The sequence below is a fragment of the Fibrobacter sp. genome (assembly GCA_024399065.1).
Lineage (GTDB): Bacteria > Fibrobacterota > Fibrobacteria > Fibrobacterales > Fibrobacteraceae > Fibrobacter.
The window spans coordinates 1-18,167 of sequence record JAKSIB010000025.1 but is presented as its reverse complement, the minus strand read 5'-3'; the positions used below and the strand labels follow the sequence as shown (position 1 = coordinate 18,167).

General features: G+C 51.8%; 17 protein-coding genes and 1 tRNA gene. 14 read left to right on the top strand and 4 right to left on the bottom strand.

Annotation, left to right across the window (positions count from 1 at the left end; translation table 11 throughout):
- Positions 1–46: 46 nt before the first annotated feature.
- On the bottom strand, positions 47–610 hold the full coding sequence (locus MJZ25_11600) for an SAP domain-containing protein (protein MCQ2124820.1): 564 nt from the start codon (positions 608–610) through the stop codon (positions 47–49).
- A 100-nt stretch (positions 611–710) separates the two neighbouring features.
- Between MJZ25_11600 and MJZ25_11595 the strand changes: the two genes are divergently transcribed.
- Both MJZ25_11595 and MJZ25_11590 read left to right on the top strand, forming a co-directional pair.
- Positions 711–1,544, top strand: coding sequence for a S1-like domain-containing RNA-binding protein (locus MJZ25_11595; protein ID MCQ2124819.1), 834 nt, complete (start codon positions 711–713; stop codon positions 1,542–1,544).
- Positions 1,545–1,646: 102 nt separating this feature from the next.
- Positions 1,647–2,411 carry an SDR family oxidoreductase gene (locus MJZ25_11590; GenBank protein MCQ2124818.1) on the top strand — a complete coding sequence of 255 codons (765 nt, stop codon included), beginning with the start codon at positions 1,647–1,649 and terminating at the stop codon, positions 2,409–2,411.
- A 68-nt stretch (positions 2,412–2,479) separates the two neighbouring features.
- On the opposite strand, the gene MJZ25_11585 is transcribed toward MJZ25_11590, so the two are convergent.
- A complete protein-coding gene (locus MJZ25_11585; protein ID MCQ2124817.1) occupies positions 2,480–3,175 on the bottom strand; it encodes an OmpA family protein in 696 nt (231 codons plus the stop codon).
- A gap of 129 nt (positions 3,176–3,304) precedes the next feature.
- Between MJZ25_11585 and MJZ25_11580 the strand changes: the two genes are divergently transcribed.
- The 3 genes from MJZ25_11580 to groL all read left to right on the top strand — a co-directional run bounded on the left by MJZ25_11580 (position 3,305) and on the right by groL (position 6,951).
- A complete protein-coding gene (locus tag MJZ25_11580; protein MCQ2124816.1) occupies positions 3,305–4,633 on the top strand; it encodes a hypothetical protein in 1,329 nt (442 codons plus the stop codon).
- A 310-nt stretch (positions 4,634–4,943) separates the two neighbouring features.
- Positions 4,944–5,225, top strand: coding sequence for a co-chaperone GroES (gene groES / locus MJZ25_11575; protein MCQ2124815.1), 282 nt, complete (start codon positions 4,944–4,946; stop codon positions 5,223–5,225).
- A 91-nt stretch (positions 5,226–5,316) separates the two neighbouring features.
- Positions 5,317–6,951 carry a chaperonin GroEL gene (gene groL / locus MJZ25_11570; protein MCQ2124814.1) on the top strand — a complete coding sequence of 545 codons (1,635 nt, stop codon included), beginning with the start codon at positions 5,317–5,319 and terminating at the stop codon, positions 6,949–6,951.
- Between the two features lie 290 nt (positions 6,952–7,241).
- Here the strand turns inward: groL and MJZ25_11565 are convergent, their stop codons facing one another.
- Entirely contained in the window at positions 7,242–9,542 is a 2,301-nt protein-coding gene (locus MJZ25_11565; GenBank protein MCQ2124813.1) for a PBP1A family penicillin-binding protein, read from the bottom strand.
- Between the two features lie 188 nt (positions 9,543–9,730).
- Here MJZ25_11565 and MJZ25_11560 point away from each other — a divergent pair.
- From MJZ25_11560 to MJZ25_11520, 9 genes are all read left to right on the top strand, one after another.
- Positions 9,731–9,804: transfer RNA gene (locus tag MJZ25_11560), tRNA-Arg, on the top strand.
- 213 nt (positions 9,805–10,017) lie between these two features.
- A complete protein-coding gene (locus MJZ25_11555; protein ID MCQ2124812.1) occupies positions 10,018–10,365 on the top strand; it encodes a helix-turn-helix domain-containing protein in 348 nt (115 codons plus the stop codon).
- 33 nt (positions 10,366–10,398) lie between these two features.
- The gene (rlmN, locus tag MJZ25_11550; GenBank protein ID MCQ2124811.1) at positions 10,399–11,523 is read left to right on the top strand and encodes a 23S rRNA (adenine(2503)-C(2))-methyltransferase RlmN; all 1,125 of its coding nucleotides are present in this window, start codon (positions 10,399–10,401) and stop codon (positions 11,521–11,523) included.
- Positions 11,524–11,542: 19 nt separating this feature from the next.
- Positions 11,543–12,163, top strand: a complete 621-nt coding sequence (locus tag MJZ25_11545; GenBank protein MCQ2124810.1) for a TPMT family class I SAM-dependent methyltransferase — start codon at positions 11,543–11,545, stop codon at positions 12,161–12,163.
- A gap of 382 nt (positions 12,164–12,545) precedes the next feature.
- Complete coding sequence (locus MJZ25_11540; protein ID MCQ2124809.1) at positions 12,546–13,040, top strand: YchJ family protein; 495 nt, start codon at positions 12,546–12,548, stop codon at positions 13,038–13,040.
- A gap of 136 nt (positions 13,041–13,176) precedes the next feature.
- Positions 13,177–14,151, top strand: a complete 975-nt coding sequence (argC, locus tag MJZ25_11535; protein ID MCQ2124808.1) for an N-acetyl-gamma-glutamyl-phosphate reductase — start codon at positions 13,177–13,179, stop codon at positions 14,149–14,151.
- Positions 14,152–14,226: 75 nt separating this feature from the next.
- Positions 14,227–15,354: a GTPase ObgE gene (gene obgE, locus MJZ25_11530; GenBank protein ID MCQ2124807.1), complete on the top strand. Its 1,128-nt coding sequence runs from the start codon at positions 14,227–14,229 to the stop codon at positions 15,352–15,354.
- A 13-nt stretch (positions 15,355–15,367) separates the two neighbouring features.
- On the top strand, positions 15,368–15,838 hold the full coding sequence (gene smpB / locus MJZ25_11525; protein MCQ2124806.1) for an SsrA-binding protein SmpB: 471 nt from the start codon (positions 15,368–15,370) through the stop codon (positions 15,836–15,838).
- Positions 15,838–16,962 (top strand): N-acetylmuramoyl-L-alanine amidase, encoded by a 1,125-nt coding sequence (locus MJZ25_11520; GenBank protein ID MCQ2124805.1) that lies wholly within the window; start codon positions 15,838–15,840, stop codon positions 16,960–16,962. Before smpB ends, MJZ25_11520 begins: the two co-directional genes overlap by 1 nt.
- 23 nt (positions 16,963–16,985) lie before the next feature.
- Here the strand turns inward: MJZ25_11520 and MJZ25_11515 are convergent, their stop codons facing one another.
- Positions 16,986–17,825 carry a hypothetical protein gene (locus MJZ25_11515; GenBank protein MCQ2124804.1) on the bottom strand — a complete coding sequence of 280 codons (840 nt, stop codon included), beginning with the start codon at positions 17,823–17,825 and terminating at the stop codon, positions 16,986–16,988.
- Positions 17,826–18,167 lie beyond the last annotated feature (342 nt).

Here is an 18,167-nt window from a genome sequence, read left to right as displayed (position 1 = left end):
GCCCGGTTTCAACCGAGCTCTTTTTCGTTAGGCGATTTTTCGCAGCCTATTTCTTCAAGGCAACCAAGTCTGTCTTTTCGTAACGGTTGTGGCCAATCAATGATTTCTTGTATTTCCAGCATTTGATAGCTTCATCCAAGGAATGGCCCTTGTTGTCAGCGAAGAAATCACGAATGTTGGTATTATACTCGAACTGGGCGTCAATCTCGGGCTTGGTTTCCTTCTTTTCCTTCAGGATTCGGCCATAGGCTTCAATAGCTTCCTGATAGGTGCGGCCAGCGTTGGTCTTGAGCCAAGTCTGGAACTGCACATTGAAGGAAAAGGTGTTTCCTAAATGTTTTTTGAAGAACGCGCGGTGCTGTTCAGAACAAACGAAATTTTGTTCGATAATGGTCTGCAAATCGATGACTCGGTTTGCTTCCTTGGTAGAGGGCTTATGGACGGGAGCAGAGCTGGGTTTGGTAACCTCGCCTGTTTCAAGGAAGAACTTGATCCGTTTGGTCAGATCTTCCTTTCCACCAGCCGTAGGCAAACCGTTGTCCCTACAAAACTGCACCAGTTCCTCCTTCAAAAAATAGAAGGACCCGATGGATGTCAAATCTATGTTCATGCCCATTAACCAAAATCTCCTTAGGATGGCCAAATATACTATATTATGAAAGGCGTTCAAACGAACGTCTAGATATAACACTTGAACGGAATGGCAAATTATGGATCTTGGAAGATATAACCGCGCTCGCGTCGAAAGCATCGCTCCTCAGGGCTATTACCTGGAACTGGAAAGCGGCGATCGAGTATTGCTCCCTGGCAATAAGAATCAGTACACCCTGGAAGAAGGCGAAGTTCTGGACGTTTTCGTCTACACAGATAGCGAAGACCGCCCCATCGCCACCTTGGACCGCCCTTACGCACAGGCAGGCGAATTCGCCGTGCTGGACGTGAAGGACGTGAACCGCGTTGGCGCATTCTTGAACTGGGGTTTGAACAAGGACCTTTTCCTCCCCTACAAGCAGCAGCTTGGTGAACTCCAGCGTGGTGACCGCTGCGTGGTCTACATTCTTGTGGACGACAAGAGTAACCGCATCGTGGCTACCGAAAAAATCAAGAGTTTCTTGGATACCGACACCAGCGAACTTCACGTGGGCCAGCGCGTTCAGCTTGCCGCCTACGAAGTCACCAGAGAATACGTGGACTTTTTGGTGGACTACCGCTACACCGGCCGCCTGATGCTCACCCCCGGTATGGAACGCATCTACATCGGCGATACCATGCCCGGCTTTATCCAGCGTTTCACCGCCGACGGAAAGATTACTCTCAGTATCAATCCCATCGGCTACAAGGGCCTCATGAAGAGCGACAGCGCAAGCTCCTTGATGCAGAAGCTCGAAGAAGCTGGTGGCAGCCTCCCCTATGGTGACCACACCGATCCCGAAATCATCCGCCAGGAATTCGGCATGTCCAAGAAGAACTTCAAGAAGCTTCTGGGCACCCTCTTCCGCGAAGGCAAGATTTACATCGAAGAAGACGGAATCCGCAAAGTATAATCGCTACGCGATACCAGCATTAAAGATTCCTGGAATCCGAAAAGTTTAATTCAAAAATTTGAACCGCGGCAACCGTCGCAAAATTAGGAAGGAACAAAGAAAATGAAGTATGCAGTTGTAACTGGCGCAAGCTCCGGCATCGGTGCCGATTTCGCCCGCAACCTTTCCGCCCGCGGCTACGGCCTCATCCTGGTGGCCCGTCGCGAAGACCGCCTCAAGACTTTGGCAGCAGAGCTTTCCACTCCCGTGGAAATCTTCACCGCAGATCTTTCCCACCGTGAAGAATGCGAACGCCTCGGCGAATTCATGGACAAGTTTGAAATCGGCGTGTTCATCAACAACGCCGGCTTCGGCGATTGCGGTGCCTTCACTGAATCTGACTTGGGCAAGGAACTGCAGATGATCAACGTGAACGTCAACGCACTTCATGTTCTTTCCAAGATTGCCCTGAAGCACCTTCAGAAGAACAGCGAAAAGGCTTACCTGCTGAACGTGGGTTCAAGCGCAGGCCTTCTGCCCGCAGGCCCCTACATGGCAACCTACTACGCCACCAAGGCTTACGTGGTCAGCCTCTCCCGAGCCATTGCCCAGGAACTTAAGGAAACCAAGAGCAACGTATCCGTCAGCGTCCTTTGCCCGGGTCCGGTGAAAACCGAATTCAACGATGTGGCAAACGTCAGCTTCACCCTGCCGGGAATCGAACCCAAGTTCTGCGCCGACTACGCCATCGCCCAGCTTTTCAACAAGAAGACCGTCATTATCCCGGGCCTCTTCATGAAACTCACCAACATGTTCAGCCACATCATTCCGGCTAAGCTTGCCATCAAGATTACCGGCATGCAGCAGAAGAAAAAACTGCACGGATAGTTATTCTCAAAAAAAAGATCCCGGCTCAAAGGCCGGGATGACATAACGTTGCACTTTACAACGGATAATTATTCCTCGGAGGTCACCACCAGTTCGATACGGCGGTTCTGCTTACGGCCGGATTCAGTATCGTTGTCGGCCTTAGGAACACTGGAGCCGTAGCCACGGGCTGTCAGGCGGGCCTCGGCAATGCCTCTGCGGATCATGTAGTCGCGCACAGCATTGGCTCGATCTTCGGACAGTTGCTGGTTATAGTCGTCGCCGCCCTCGGAACTGGTGTGGCCCTGGACTTCAACCTTAGCCTTGGGGTTACGCTTCAGGCCTGCGATTGCAGCATCCAAAGTCTTAAGGGAACTGGGCACCAGTTCGGCGCTGCCCACCTTAAAAGTAACACCAGTCAATTCAGCTCGGGTATCATCAAACACCACGGTAATGCCGCCGGTACTTGCGGTCATGGAAACATAGGGCGTGTTGCCGCATTCAAAGGGGCCAGTCAAGCTTTCACAAAGAATGGTGTAAGTATCTTCACGGGGAATCATGAAGCTAACTTCGCCATAAGTATCGGTGGTAACGGAAATCTTCTTACCCTTCTTCTGGCCTACAAAAACCAACTTCTTCTTGACCTGGGGAACGTCATCGTAGTTTGTATAGGTTACGTTCAAAACCGCATGGGTCTTGTTGGGGGCCAAAGTCTTGGCTTCCACAGAAGAAACGCCGGCAACAGCCAAGGCGGACACCAGAATCAAAGCATAAATCTTGTTCATACACATCCCTTTTTTGGACCCAAATTTAGTTAAAAGTAAGAAATAGAACTAGCCCCCGACCCTTGCAATTATGGCGGTAAAAGCTAACTTTGCCATAACATTTTCTTATAGGTCCTTTTAGGAGAGCATATGAAGTTCAATAAGATTGCCGCAGTCATCGCCATGACAATGGTTTCTGCCGTATTCGCTCAAGAAGCAACCCCCGCTGCAGAAACTGCAGCCCCCGTAGCAGAACAGTCCGTCGCACCTGTTGCTGAACAGGCTCCCGTTGCTGAAGCAGCACCCGCCGCTGAACAGGCTCCCGTCGCCGAAGCAGCACCTGCCGCTGAACAGGCTCCCGTCGCTGAAGCAGCTCCGACTGCAGAACAGGCTCCCGTCGCTGAAGCAGCTCCGACTGCAGAACAGGCTCCCGTCGCTGAAGCAGCTCCTGCCGTAGAACCGGCTCCCGCAGCAGCACCGACTGCAGTAGAAAAGATTGCCGAATCCTTCACCCTCAAGGGCAACGTCCAGACTCAGGTTACCAAGTCCATGCAGGATGAAAACACCAACTTCAGTACCGGTTGGTTCCGCGCAAACATCGGTGGTCAGTACAAGAGCGAAAACCTTGACGGTTTGGTTATGCTCCGTATTTTTGCTCCGGAATTTGGCAACAAGCTTTCCGATGGCGCAAAGACCGCTAGCTACGACAAGATCCTCGCCGACCTCTACTGGGCAAACTACAAGTGGAACCTGGGCGAAGACAAGCTCAACTTGAAGATCGGTCACTGGAAGACGGACTGGTCCCAGTCTACCCACTTCGGTACCTATATCGACGCTCCCCTCACCAAGCGCGGCCTTTGGATGCGTGACTACAGCCACAACGCATTGGAACTTGGCTGGAAGCACGGTTCTAACACCTTGACCGCCATGGTCGCCACCAAGGACAACAAGGCTAACACCGGTTACATTCGCATCGAAGACGACATGAAGTTCACCTTCCCCCTGGAACTGAAGCTCGCCTACCGCGCAAACCTCATTGACGCCATTCAGAACACAACCTACATGACTCACCGTATGGCAGCCTACGCTAGCTTTACCTTTATCCCGAACCTCCGCCTCTATGGTGAACTTGGCGTGCTCTACACCGAAGACGAAAACGTCAAGACCACCGCAAAGAACTACAAGGCTCAGGAACTGGCATTCATGAACAAGGCCGGTGAATTGTACATGCCGTTCTATGTAGGTGTCGAACTTCCCGTCTCCATCGTTCCGGGCATCAACAACGCCCTCAGCGCATTCTTCTTTGAAATGGAATACGTGAACGACCGCGATCAGATTCAAGACGGTGCAGACAACTTGGCATGGACCATCGCTATGGTTCGTAACATCGGCAAGTCCAAGCTCCAGTTCAGCATCTACAGCGAAAAGGAAGCTAGCGACGTTGGTCTCGCCTTCCGCCTGACCACCACTTTTAAGTAATAGCGTTATAAGCCGACCTAGTTGGCACAAGTTTCGCTTTATTTTAGCAAACCGCTGGTTTTTACCAGCGGTTTGTTTCATTTTTAAACACTTCGGTTTCTACCAGTCCCTAGTATTTCAAAAATAAACACCCCAAAGCTCGCAAAATTGGCGTTTTTAGAGAAATTTCGGCAGTTTTTACCATTTGGCATTTGGCACGTTTCTTGCTAAATTATGGGCGAAAATCAAAAAAGCCCCCAAAAGGGCCACACTATTAAAACAAAAGGGCGTCCCGAAAAACAAAAGGACCCCGCAACAAAGGACAAGTAAAATGATCAAGCCTTTAGCAGATCGAATCGTTGTAAAGCCGGCCGAAGCCGAACAGAAGACCTCCTCCGGTCTCTTCATCCCGGATAACGCAAAGGAAAAGCCGATGCAGGGTAAGGTTGTAGCTGTTGGCCCGGGTCGCAAGACTGAAGCTGGCGAAACTGTCGCTATGGAAGTCAAGGTTGGCGACGTGGTTATCTACGGCAAGTACAGCGGCACCGAAATCTCCGTCGATGGCGAAAACTACCTGATCATCAAGGAATCCGACATCTTCGCTACTCTGTAATTAGACGAAAGAACGCTTCGCTACAGACGAAAGACGAAAGATTTATAATGGCGCCAAAGGCGCAAAAAAGTTTAAAAAAAGGAATACAAACATGGCAAAACAGTTGAAGTTTGATGTTGCTGCTCGCGAATCCCTCATGAAGGGCGTGGACAAGCTCGCTAACGCAGTTAAGGTTACTCTCGGCCCCAAGGGTCGTAACGTCATGATCGCCAAGGCATTTGGCGCACCCAACGTCACCAAGGACGGTGTTTCCGTTGCTAAGGAAATCGAATTGGAAGACGCTTACGAAAACCTCGGCGCACAGATGGCCAAGGAAGTTGCAAACAAGACTTCCGACACCGCTGGTGACGGTACCACCACTGCTACCGTTCTCGCTCAGGCAATCACTCGCGAAGGCCTCAAGAACGTTGCTGCTGGTGCAAACCCCATGGACATCAAGCGCGGTATGGACGCTGCAGTTGACGCAGTCATCGAAGAAATCGGCAAGATGGCCGTAAAGATCAACGGCAAGGAACACATCGCTCAGGTTGCTACAATTTCCGCAAACAACGACCCGGAAATCGGCGACCTCCTGGCCAACGCTATGGAAAAGGTCGGTAACGACGGCGTTATCACCATCGAAGAATCCAAGACTGCAGAAACCATCCTCGACGTTGTGGAAGGTATGCAGTTCGACCGCGGCTACCTCTCTCCGTACTTCGTCACCAACACTGACAGCATGGAAGCAGCCCTCGAAGCTCCGTATATCCTCCTTTACGACAAGAAGATCAGCACCATGAAGGACCTCCTCCCGATGCTGGAATTCGTCGCAAAGCAGAACAAGCCCCTCCTCATCATCGCTGAAGACGTGGATGGCGAAGCTCTCGCAACTCTCGTTGTGAACAAGATGCGCGGCACCCTGAAGGTTGCTGCAGTCAAGGCTCCGGGCTTTGGCGACCGCCGTAAGGCTATGCTCGAAGACATCGCCATCCTCACCGGCGGTATGCTGGTTTCCGAAGACACCGGCGCAAAGCTGGAAGACGCTCCGGTTACCGTCCTCGGTCAGGCAAAGTCCATCACCATCACTAAGGACAACACCACCATCGTTGAAGGTGCTGGCGACGCCGCTTCCATCAAGGGCCGTATCGCTCAGATCAAGAAGCAGATCGAAGCTACCACTAGCGACTACGATCGTGAAAAGCTCCAGGAACGCTTGGCAAAGCTCGCCGGTGGCGTTGCTGTGATCAAGGTCGGTGCTGCTACCGAAGTTGAAATGAAGGAAAAGAAGGACCGCGTCGACGACGCTATGCACGCAACTCGCGCAGCTGTCGAAGAAGGTATCGTTCCGGGCGGTGGCGTCGCTCTCATCCGCGCTGCTAAGGCTGTTGACGGTCTCAAGCTCACCAACGATGACCAGAAGACTGGTGCTGCTATCATCAAGCGCGCTATCGAAGAACCTCTCCGTCAGATCGTTGCAAACGCTGGTGGCGAAGGCTCCGTCGTTGTGAACAAGGTTAAGGAAGGCAAGGACGGCTTTGGCTACAACGCTAAGACCGACACCTACGAAGACCTGATCGCCGCTGGCGTTATCGACCCGGCCAAGGTTACCCGTACTGCCCTCAAGAACGCTTCCTCCATCGCTTCCATGATCCTGACCACCGACTGCGTGATCACCGAAAAGAAGGAACCGAAGGCTCCGGCAGCTCCGGCTATGGATCCTTCCATGGGCATGGGCGGCATGATGTAACCAATCGAGACCGATTGGCTTAGACTCTAAGTATTTCACATGGTCAAGCCAATCTCTCGCAACCATCGCTCATCAACATGAGCGACTTGTTGCTCACGGCCAGTCGCAGGCCTAGCCCGCGGCACCTAAGGATTTCTCCTTATGGAAAACACCCTGACTTGAAAAAGTCGGGGTGTTTTTTTGTGCGAGGAAAAAGATCATAATTAAAAAAGAGACCGCCTTTCCCGCGATCTCTCATACTTCATAAATCGTAATTGATAAATGATGTTCAAAAAATCCCTTCGGGATTTTTAGAACATCTTGCGTGCCTTCTTCGGACCACCCGCAGAAGTTGCCGGGCTGGTGGTTGCACTCTTGTTACTGAACAAGGTTGCGTCGTCAGAAGACTTGGTCTTTACAGAGAAGTGGTTACCGTCGCAAGTTTCAGACGGTGCATAGCCTGCAGTGTACAAGCAGTAGGTCTTTTCAGAGCAGAATTCGCCAGCAGCCTTGCCTGTGTGGTTGCAGACGCCGCGGCTAACAACTCCAGGAGGAACCGGGAAGGGCTTGCGAGGAAGATCCTTGTGAAGTTCCTTCATCACAGCGATCCAGACCGGAAGAGCATCTTCGGTACCGGTGTGGCCTGCACCCAGGGAACCCGGATTGTCGGAACCGACCCAGACACCCATGGTGTACTGCTTGGTGTAACCGATGTACCAGCAGTCCGTATAGTCGTTGGTAGTACCAGTCTTACCACCGCTGGGGTGAGTAAAGCCGCCAGCCCAGACGCGAGCTGCAGTACCGCGAACGTTCACGTCCTTCATGATGTCCACCATCAAGTAGGCGGAAGCCGGACGGAGAACTTCGTGTTCAACCTTGGAGTTACGTTCAATCACTTCACCATGCTTGTCCACGATGGATTCAATCATGTAAGGTTCAATGCGGTTACCGCCGTTGGGGAACACGGTATAGGCGGAAGTCATTTCCATGAGGGTTGCACCCACGGAACCAAGGGCCAAGCTAGGCACAGCCATCAACGGAGCGCGGACGATACCGAACTTGCGGGCGTAGTTCACCACGTTGTTCAGACCGTACTTCTGTGCGGTAAGAATTGCAGGCAGGTTCTTGGAACGATAGAGGGCGCGACGGAGAGTCATCATACCTTCGAAGTCATGTTCGAAGTTTGCCGGACGCCAGACCTTGTTGGGGTTCTTGTCATCCGGGTCGGGAATGGTCACCGGGGAGTCGTTCACAGAGTCGCAGGGGCTTGCACCGTTGTCCATTGCAGTAGAATAGACGATGGGCTTGAAGGAAGAACCCGGCTGACGCAAGGACTGCACCGCACGATTCCAGCGGGACTGGTTCCAGTCGCTACCGCCCACCATGGCACGGATTGCGCCGGTTTCGTTTTCAATCAAGATGGCAGCCACTTCAGCGTGGTGGTAACGGATACTATCCGGATAGCGGCGCTTATTGAGGTTTGCGCTGGTATCTGCGGCAAGGTATTCCTTCTTGAAGAGGGTGTACACGCTATCAAAGTGAGCGACGACGCTATCTTCCGGCATGTCGTACTTCTTGGTGAGCTGCAGACGGCGGGTAGTACGGTACTTCACGCGGCGGCGGACCTTTTCCACCTGGACGCGGGCCACGCTATCTGCGTAAGCCTGAATGTACGGATCGATGGTACTATTGATGGTCACGCCATCAGCGTACAAGGAATTTTCGCCATACTTCTTTTCCATGTACTTACGGATTTCTTCGTAGAAGTACAGGCCAGCATCGTTATTGACTTCCTTCTTTGCAAGGACAATCGGTGTTTCGATGTACTGGTGATATTCATCGTTGGTGATGTAGCCAGCGTCGCGCATGGCGTAAAGAACTGTATTACGACGTTCCTTGGAAGCCTTGGGATGACGGTCCGGGCGGTAAGCTTCCGGACGCTGGAGCATACCGGCGAGAACAGCGTATTCAGGAATGGTCAAGCTATCCAGGGGGCGGCCAAAGTAGAACTTACCTGCGGCCTGGAAACCATAGTTACCGCCAGACAGGTACACTTCATTCATATAGAATTCAAGAATTTCCTTCTTGGTGTAGGTCTGTTCAATGCGGATAGCCGTCATCATTTCCTTGATCTTACGAGCGATGGAACGCTCCGGAGTAAGGAACAGGAGCTTGGTCAGCTGCTGGGTCAAGGTGGAAGCACCACGAAGCTTCTTGCCGGAGGTGACACTTTCCAGGATTGCAGACGGAATGGCCCAGACGTTCATGCCCCAGTGGCTGAAGAACACGCGGTCTTCAGTTGCCATCACGGCATGGATCGCATTTTCCGGGATGGAATCGATGGGAGTCCATTCACGACGTTCCACGAAGTATTCGTGGGCGATTTCGCCGTTCATGTCGTTAATCTTGGTCACCAGCTTCGGGTTAATCTGTTCCAACTGGGAAAGGGACGGCAATTCCGGAGCATAATGATTATAGACGACCACTGCTGCGACAAAAGCAGCAATCACAGGGATCATCATAATACCAAGCCAAATCAGAACCTTCTTGTTGGTCACCCAGCTTTTCAGTTCCATAAGGACAGGCATCAATACGGATTTTATCTTGTTCATCTCTATAACACTGTAAAAAAATTCGTTGGGCCAAAGATAGCTAATATAAAGGAACCACCAACCTCCCCTATGGTTCGGAAAAGGGGCAAAAAGAGCCCTATTTCCGACTTCTAAAAAAAAATCAACTTTTTTCTTCAATTACCCTTGACAATTCTTTAGGGAAAACTATATTTGGGCACACAAAACAAGCGGATGTAGCCCAACTGGATAGAGCGTTTGGCTACGAACCAAAAGGCTCCAGGTTCGAGTCCTGGCACCCGCAGAAAAAACCACGATGGAAACATCGTGGTTTTTTTGTTTTACAGTCTCCCTGTCAAAGCCCGCACCAGAATCCAAGTTTCCAAAATCATTACAAAAAACATATTTCGCAAAAACTCCCAAATTTTGCAAACAACTGTTTGCACGCTATCCACCTATGATTAATTAACATTGGGTCCTTCAAATACGGGTGTTGAGGATGATAAGGGGGGATTACATGAAATATAATGAGGAAATTCTAAAAGAAGTCATCAGACAGGTTTTCATTTCCCATCGTCAGCAAAAGGGGCTGTCGCAGGAAAACCTTTCACTTATTGCAAACACAACGAGGCAGTTCATTTCCCAGGTGGAAAGCGGAAAGAGGAATCCATCCATTTCCTCCATCAGCAGCTTTGCCACGGCCGTGGGAATGTCCCTGACAGAGTTGTTCCAGGAAGTGGACCGTTTGTATGTAATTTGGGAAGCAAAGCAGGAAAATTCCTCAAATATGGTGGCCGAGCCGTCAACAGGAGCGCAAACTTATACAAAAAACACCCGCCCGTCTAAGGACAAAGACCGCCCTTAACAAAAAGGTTATTTTTTACTATCTTTGCGACCTATGGAATGGCCGCGCAACATTAAAACACTGACTACAGACGAGCTTAAGGCTTGGCTGAGAGACGTTAATGAAAAGCCCTTTAGAGCCGACCAAATTCAGAAGTGGCTCTTTTGTCAGCAGGTCCGTTCCTACGACGAAATGGTGAATATTTCGCCCGCCCTCCGCGAAAAGATGGCAAAGCAGTTTGAACTGCGTTCCCTCAAGGAAGACCAGCACATGGTCTCTGTGGATGGTACCGTCAAGTGGCTTTTTGAAACCCACGACGGCTACCACATCGAAACAGTCATGATTCCGGCAAACGGTCGTTTTTCTGTCTGCGTGTCCACCCAGGTGGGCTGCGCCATGAACTGCGCTTTCTGCCGTACTGCAAAGATGGGTTTCTTCCGCAACCTGGAAGCCGGCGAAATTCTTGAAGAAATTTTGAACGTAAACTGGTACCTGAAGGATGCGGGTATTCTCGCTGAAGACGGCAACGTCGCTCAGGTCACCAACATCATTTTCATGGGCATGGGTGAACCCCTGAACAACATCGAAAACGTACACCGTGTCTGCTGCACGTTGCATAACCAGAAGTTGTTCAACATGGGCGCAAAGCGCATGACTGTCAGCACCTCCGGCGTTGTTCCCCGTATCAAGGAACTCGTGGACCGCAATACTCCCTGCTGCCTGGCCATCAGCCTCAACAGCACCAACAACGAGTATCGTTCCTCCGTCATGCCGGTGAACAACATCTGGCCCATCGAAAAACTTTTGGAAGCTGTTGACGAATACATCCGTCGTACCGATAACTATGTGACTTTCGAATTCGTTCTGATCCAGAACATCACTTGCACCCCCAAGGCAGCCAAGGAACTAATCCGCATTTGCGCTCCTCGCCGCGTGAAGGTGAACGCCATCATCCTGAACGATGGTGACGATCCCAACTTGCATGCACCCACCCCCGACGAAGTGGACACCTTCCTCGCCGCAGTCCGTGCAGCACAGATCCAGATCACGATTCGTACCGCCCGCGGCCGAGACATTCTTGCCGCCTGCGGCCAGCTCGCTTACAAGAAGAACAGGGACAACCAGGAAGCATTTGAACGCGGCCACAGCCTCCCCGATGCAACCCCGAAGTCCAATTAGAAGAGAAAAGGAATAACTTATGTTAACACAGAACCTCCCGGATTTCTGGGACAACCTCTACGCCGAAGGTAAGGACTACTGGAACGCCAAGAAGGCAACACCCGCCTTGTTGGAATTCTTCAAGAATCCCGCCTGCCCCGCAACTGGCTCCGTCCTCGTTCCCGGCGCTGGCTTTGGTTACGATGCCGAAGCATGGGCCCTCCGCGGTCACGACGTTTTGGCAGTTGATTTTGCACCTACTGCAGTTGATGAACTGGACCATTTGAGCCGCAAGCACAAGAACCTCCGTTCCTTGGATTTGGACCTTTTCACCCTTTCCCCGAAGGATGCAAAGCGCGGCGGCCAGCAGTTCGATATCGTCTATGACTACTGCACCTTCACCGCTATTCATCCGGGCCGCCGCGATGAATACTTTGAAGTCTGCTACAAGATGCTGAAGGACGACGGCCTTTTGATTTCCCTCATGTATCCGCTGATGAACGGCAAGACCCTCCAGGGTCCTCCCCACTGCACCAGCGAAGGCGAACTCATGGCTCGTCTCGACGGCGTGTTCGATATCGTCGACCGCATTCCGGCTGTAGGCAGCCTCCCGGGCCGGGGCGGCAAGGAAGAATTCTGGCTCCTCAAGAAGTGCTTGTAATTTAGACGAAAGAACGGCTCTTCGAGCCTACAGACGAAAGACGAGAGGATAAAACCTTTCGTCTTTTTTTTACGAAGTATAAGAGAAGAGGTCGTGGGAACGCCACCATTATCCACATTCTTCATCCTTTCTTTCATTTCTCCTCTCTCGTCTAATTCCAGCCCATTTCTCCCGTCTCTCATCTTTCGTCTCTCGTCTAATTCCAGCCCATTTCTCTCGTCTCTCGTCTCTCATCTAATTCCAGCCCATTTCTCCCGTCTCTCGTCTCCACAAGGTGGATAACTCAACTATTTTGAACTAAAGTTCAAAGTTTCGTATATCTCGTCTCTCGTCTAATTTCTATCTTTTCCTTGAAAATTTTCACACTTTTAACGAGGTAATTATGGCTGATTTATGTCCCTGCGGTTCCGGTAAGGAATATTGCGAATGCTGCGAACCTATCATCAAGCAGACTGCTCTTGCAGCTTCTCCCGAAGCTTTGATGCGTTCTCGCTACACCGCTTACGTCAAGCACGAAATCAAGTGGCTCAAGGAATCTCTCGAAGCTACCCAGCGTGACGACTTCGACGAACCCAGCGTAGAAGCATGGAGCAAGCAGTCTGAATGGCTCGGCATCGAAATCAAGCAGACCAAGACCGAAGAAGAAAAGAACATCGGTTGGGTCGAATTCATCGCTCGCTTCAAGCAGGGCAACGTTACCCGCAACCACCACGAACTTGGCGAATTCCACAAGGTCGGCGGTGCCTGGTTCTTCTACGATGGCCGTGCTGTGAAGCAGGAAACCGTGAAGAAGACCGAACCGGATGTGGGTCGTAACGATCCGTGCCCGTGCGGTTCCGGCAAGAAGTACAAGAAGTGCTGCGGCGCTGGCAAGTAGGCCTCAGGTTACAGGCAAGAGGCCTCAGGTAATTAATGGCGCCAAGGGCGCAGCTCTAGTAAGCGGCAAAGCCGCGTAGCTAATACCTGGAACCTCAAACCTGGAGCCTAAAACCTTTTCCATAAGGAATATTGCAATGTTCAAGATTTTTGTTGATGGCGAAGCAGGTACCACCGGTCTTCAGATTTATGACCGCCTTGCAAAGCGTACTGATGTTGAAGTTCTCCGCATCGATCCGGAACTCCGTAAGGATGTGAACGAACGTCAGAGATTGATCAATGAATCCGACGTGACCTTCCTGTGTCTGCCGGATGCTGCAGCTGTAGAAAGCGCAGCCCTCTGCACCAATCCCAACACCTGCATCATCGATGCATCTACCGCTCACCGCGTCAATCCCGACTGGACCTACGGGATGCCTGAACTTTCCGCTGCACAGCGTGAAGCTATCAGCAAGGCAAAGCGCATTGCAAATCCCGGCTGCCACGCCACCGGTTTCATTCTGGGAGTTCACCCGCTGATTGCAAGCGGCCTCCTCCCGAAATCCGCAAACGTTGCAGCCTACAGCCTCACCGGTTACTCCGGCGGTGGCAAGAAGCTCATTGCCGAATATGAAGAGGAAGCAGCCCTCGGCCACAAGCCCGGCGAATCCCTCGCCATCATGGCTCCGGCACCTTATGCATTGGCTCTCGCTCACAAGCACCTTCCTGAAATGAAGAAGTACTGCGAACTGGAAAACACTCCGTTCTTCAACCCGGTACTTGGCCCCTACTACAAGGGCATGGCTGTGACTGTCGCCATCTTTGCAAACCAGCTGACCAAGAAGGTCACTCCGGAAGAACTTACCGAAGTTCTGGCAAAGCATTACGAAGGTTCCAACTTTGTATCCGTCATGCCTTACGAAGCAGCTCCCGCTGTTTCCCCGGCACTTGTTAACGGTCGCCTGAACCCCACCATTTGCAACGGCACTAACAATGCTTGCATCCAGGTGTTCGGCAACGAAACCGTTATGCAGGTTACAACCATTATCGACAACCTGGGCAAGGGCGCTAGCGGCGCCGCCATCCAGAACATGAACATCGCCCTGGGCTTGGAAGAAACTTTAGGCCTGTAAGACCGCGGCAAAGCCGCCTAACTCAACCTCAAAGGAGCGAAGCGACGAGCTCACACCTCGTACCTCGAACCTAATATGTTTTTAGACGAAAAATCAATCGAAGTACGCTCCGGCAAAGGCGGCGACGGCATCTGCAGTTTCCACCGCGAAAAGTTTGTTCCCCTGGGCGGCCCCGATGGCGGTGACGGCGGCCGTGGCGGTCACGTTATCCTCCAAGTCAACGAACAGTATTCTACCCTGTTGGACATGGGCAACACCCGCGTCTACAAAGCTCAGAACGGCCAGCCCGGCGGTGCCAAGCGTTGCACCGGCGCTTCTGCAGACGACCTCGTCGTCGGCGTTCCCCGCGGAACCATCGTGAAGGACGAAGAAGGCCGTATTCTCGCAGACCTTACCGAAGACGGCCAGCGCTGGATCGCAGCACGCGGCGGCAAGGGCGGTATGGGCAACCAGCATTTTGCAACACCGTCCAACCAGGCTCCCCGCAAGTGCCTCCCCGGCGAAGCTGGCGAAAAGCGCGTCCTCTCCCTGGAACTTAAGCTCATGGCAGACGTCGGTCTGGTGGGCTTCCCCAACGCAGGCAAGTCCAGCCTGGTGAACAAGATTTCCAGCGGCCGCCCGAAGGTGGGCGACTATCCCTTTACCACCCTAGAACCGGTACTTGGCATTGTGCAGATGCACGGCCATAGCTTCGTGGTTGCAGATATTCCGGGTCTTTTGGAAGGCGCCAGCGAAGGAAAGGGCCTGGGTCATCAGTTCCTGAAGCACATCGAACGTACTCACACTCTTTTGTTCGTAATCGACGGTTTCATGGACAACGCCTACGAACAGTTTGCTGTCCTCAAGGGTGAACTTGCAGCATTCCATCCGAAGCTTGCACAGAAGCCCTACGTCATTGCGCTGAACAAGAGCGACCTGGGTATCGACGCCGCCATCAAGCAGTTCAAGGAAAACGGCGAAAAGGTTATCGTCACTTCCGCATTCACTGGCGAAGGCTGCCAGGAACTTCAGGAAGCCTTGGACGCAGCTGTTCCTCACGTCCAAAAGAAGAAGGTGGGCTGGGAATCCAAGAAGCTCGTGGAATCCAAGACTCCCAAGGCCGCAGACAAGACCAAGGCAAAGGCTGCCCGCAAGGCTGCAACTGCAGCAAAGTCCGCCGCAAAGAAGCCCGCTGCACGTAAGCCGGCAGCAAAGAAGAAATAAGGTTTAACCGTCAATGGCTAAGAAAGAACAGGCAACACCAGTCATCCAGAATAGAAAGGCCAACCACCTCTATTTCGTGGACGAGACCTTCGAGGTGGGCATCATGCTCATCGGTTCCGAAGTGAAGTCTATTCGCGACGGCAAGTGTACCATCGGCGAAGCATGGATCGACATCGACGACGAGAAGGACCAGCTCTGGCTGGTGGGCGCCCACATTGACGAATACCTTTTCGCAAACCGTTTCAACCACTTCCCTGCCCGCAAGCGCAAGCTCCTGGCTCACGCCCACGAAATCCAGAAGATGCGCAAGGCCAAGGAACAGAAGGGCTGCACCCTCATCCCGCTGAAGATCTACTTCAAGAACCGTCGCGCAAAACTTGAAATGGGAATCTGCCGCGGTAAGGACCAGCACGACAAGCGTCAATCCATTATGGAACGAGACGCCAAGATGGAAATGGCTCGAGCAGCAAAGGCACACAAGTAATGAAGAAGATCCTGTGGTTTTTGCTTTTCTGCGTTGCATGCGTCACAAGCCTCTGGGCAGCAGGCGCGTCCAAGGTTGACGTTGAAGTCGTGGCCAAGGAACAGAAAGCATCTTTCCACTGGTATCCCGTCCAAAAGACATTCAAGCTGGTTTCCGCCAAGGACACGGCAAAGTTCGCCATCGGTCTCCCCTACGCCTATGTAGGCGCCAAGGCTGTGCAGCTGGCTTCCGCCCCTGAACTTGTGAACGGAAAAATCTGGATCAACGAGAACGACATCAAGAATTTGTTCGGTGTTGTCGTGGCCGTTTCCAGTTCCTCTGCAGCACCTGTCGCCGTGACAGCGGCAACGTCTAGCACATCCTCGAAGACAGTCGCAACCCCCAAGAACGAAACCGCAGGCACCCGCGAAGTCAAGACCATCGTCATTGACCCCGGCCACGGCGGCAAGGACTCCGGCGCTCTCGGCGTCAACGCCCAGGAAAAGGACATCGTGCTTACCGTGGGCAAGCTCCTGAAGAAGGAACTTGAAAAGGAAGGCTTCAACGTGAAGATGACCCGCGACAAGGACGTGTTCATCGAACTGGGCCAGCGCGCCAATCTTGCGAACCAGTGGGACGGCGACCTCTTCATCAGCCTCCACTGCAACGCCGTGGACGCCACTCCCGAACGTAAGAAGCAAATCAAGGGCTACCACGTCTACGTGCTCCGCGCTCCCGAAAGCGAAGAAGACAAGGCCATCGCCCGCCGCGAAAACAAGGTGGCCACCCTCTATGGCGAAAAAAACGCCAAGGAGGAACTCTCCCCCATCGAGTGGTTCAAGCTTGAAGCCCGCCTAGAAAAGTACAAGCAGAACAGCTACATGTTCACCGAAGAACTTCTCAAGGCCAATGAGGGCTACAAGATCCGCAAGCAAGCTGGCGGCGTAGGCGGTGCCGGCTTCATGGTCCTCGTAGGCGCATTGATGCCCGCCGTGCTCTACGAAATCGGCTTCATCAGCAACCTGGAAGACGAAGCCTACATGATGAGCGACGCCGGCCAGAAGGACATCGCAGAACGCATTTCCAAGGCCGTGGCAAGCTACAAGGAAGCAGTCCACAACTACCGCGAGACATTAGGACGATAAGACTCACTGTTGCAATAGCAATTTTATTTCACAACGACAATGGCCATTTTACCATTAACGTCGCGAAGCAATCCAATCAAATACTTACGAGTTTTGATATACTGATCAGGCATTGATTTTGCATAGATGTAGTACTGAGCAAAGTCAGCCTCATTAAGAATATCTCTCATTGAAGAAGTTCGAACGGGAAAAGAAGTCTTGTTAACGTCTTTCCATTCCATTGCGATTGGACTTTTGTGTAAGTTTTCCACTTTCCACGAATCTTCATCGATGGTCAACTTAGCAGCCCCACCCAGAATAACATACTTAGAAGTCGAACCTGGAATTGCGTAAAACGTATAGCCATTTTCGCCCTTTAGAATATAGGTGTTATACTTAACATTAAACATTTCTCCAGAATTTTTAAAGAACTGATAGGCAGAATCGTTCATTCGAACCAGTTCCATCAGATCTCCCTCAGGAATTTCCATACGAGCGGTAGCGCGATTCATTCCCTGAGGAGTAAAATCGTATCGAGCCAACTGGTAGTAACCAGAGGAATCCTTTCCATAGAACACACAAAAGCCTTCCTTCAGATTACCCTGAGCAACCCAGCCCTTCATACTTTTCAACTGTTCTTTTGGAAGATCTGCCATCAAAGAATCTGACGCCACCCATGCAACACCATCTTGCCAGGCTAACAGTTGACCAACAGCGGCGAGGGAATCCATAACTCTAAATTCCTCGGCGTGCATGGCAACTTCCGCAGCCTCTGTTTTATTGAAATCTATGTGATTAGGAAGTCCCTGCTTATTAGAACCAGCGCATCCTATCAAAGAAACGGTCACACACAATACTGCGACTAAACCACATATTTTTTTCATAAGACCCTCCTATATTTTCTGAATATATAAAAAAGCACCGGTTCATCACCGGTGCCTTTAATTTCGCGAAGCTCAATTTCCGCGACACTCGCCTTACGGATTATTGACGCTTACGCCAACGGCTCCAGCGTCCGCCTCTTCGCCTCGGTCATTTCGGAGTGCAAGCACTCCGCCGCGACTTGAGGTCTCCGTGAGCAAAATGCCACTGGTTGTTAACCAGTGGCATTTTGTGAGAGCGAGTGCTAACGAGATGTACTTATCTCTATTCTAGCACGAGCGGTCATTACTGACGCTTACGCCAACGGCTCCAGCGTCTATCCTTCGGCTCACCTATGAAAACAT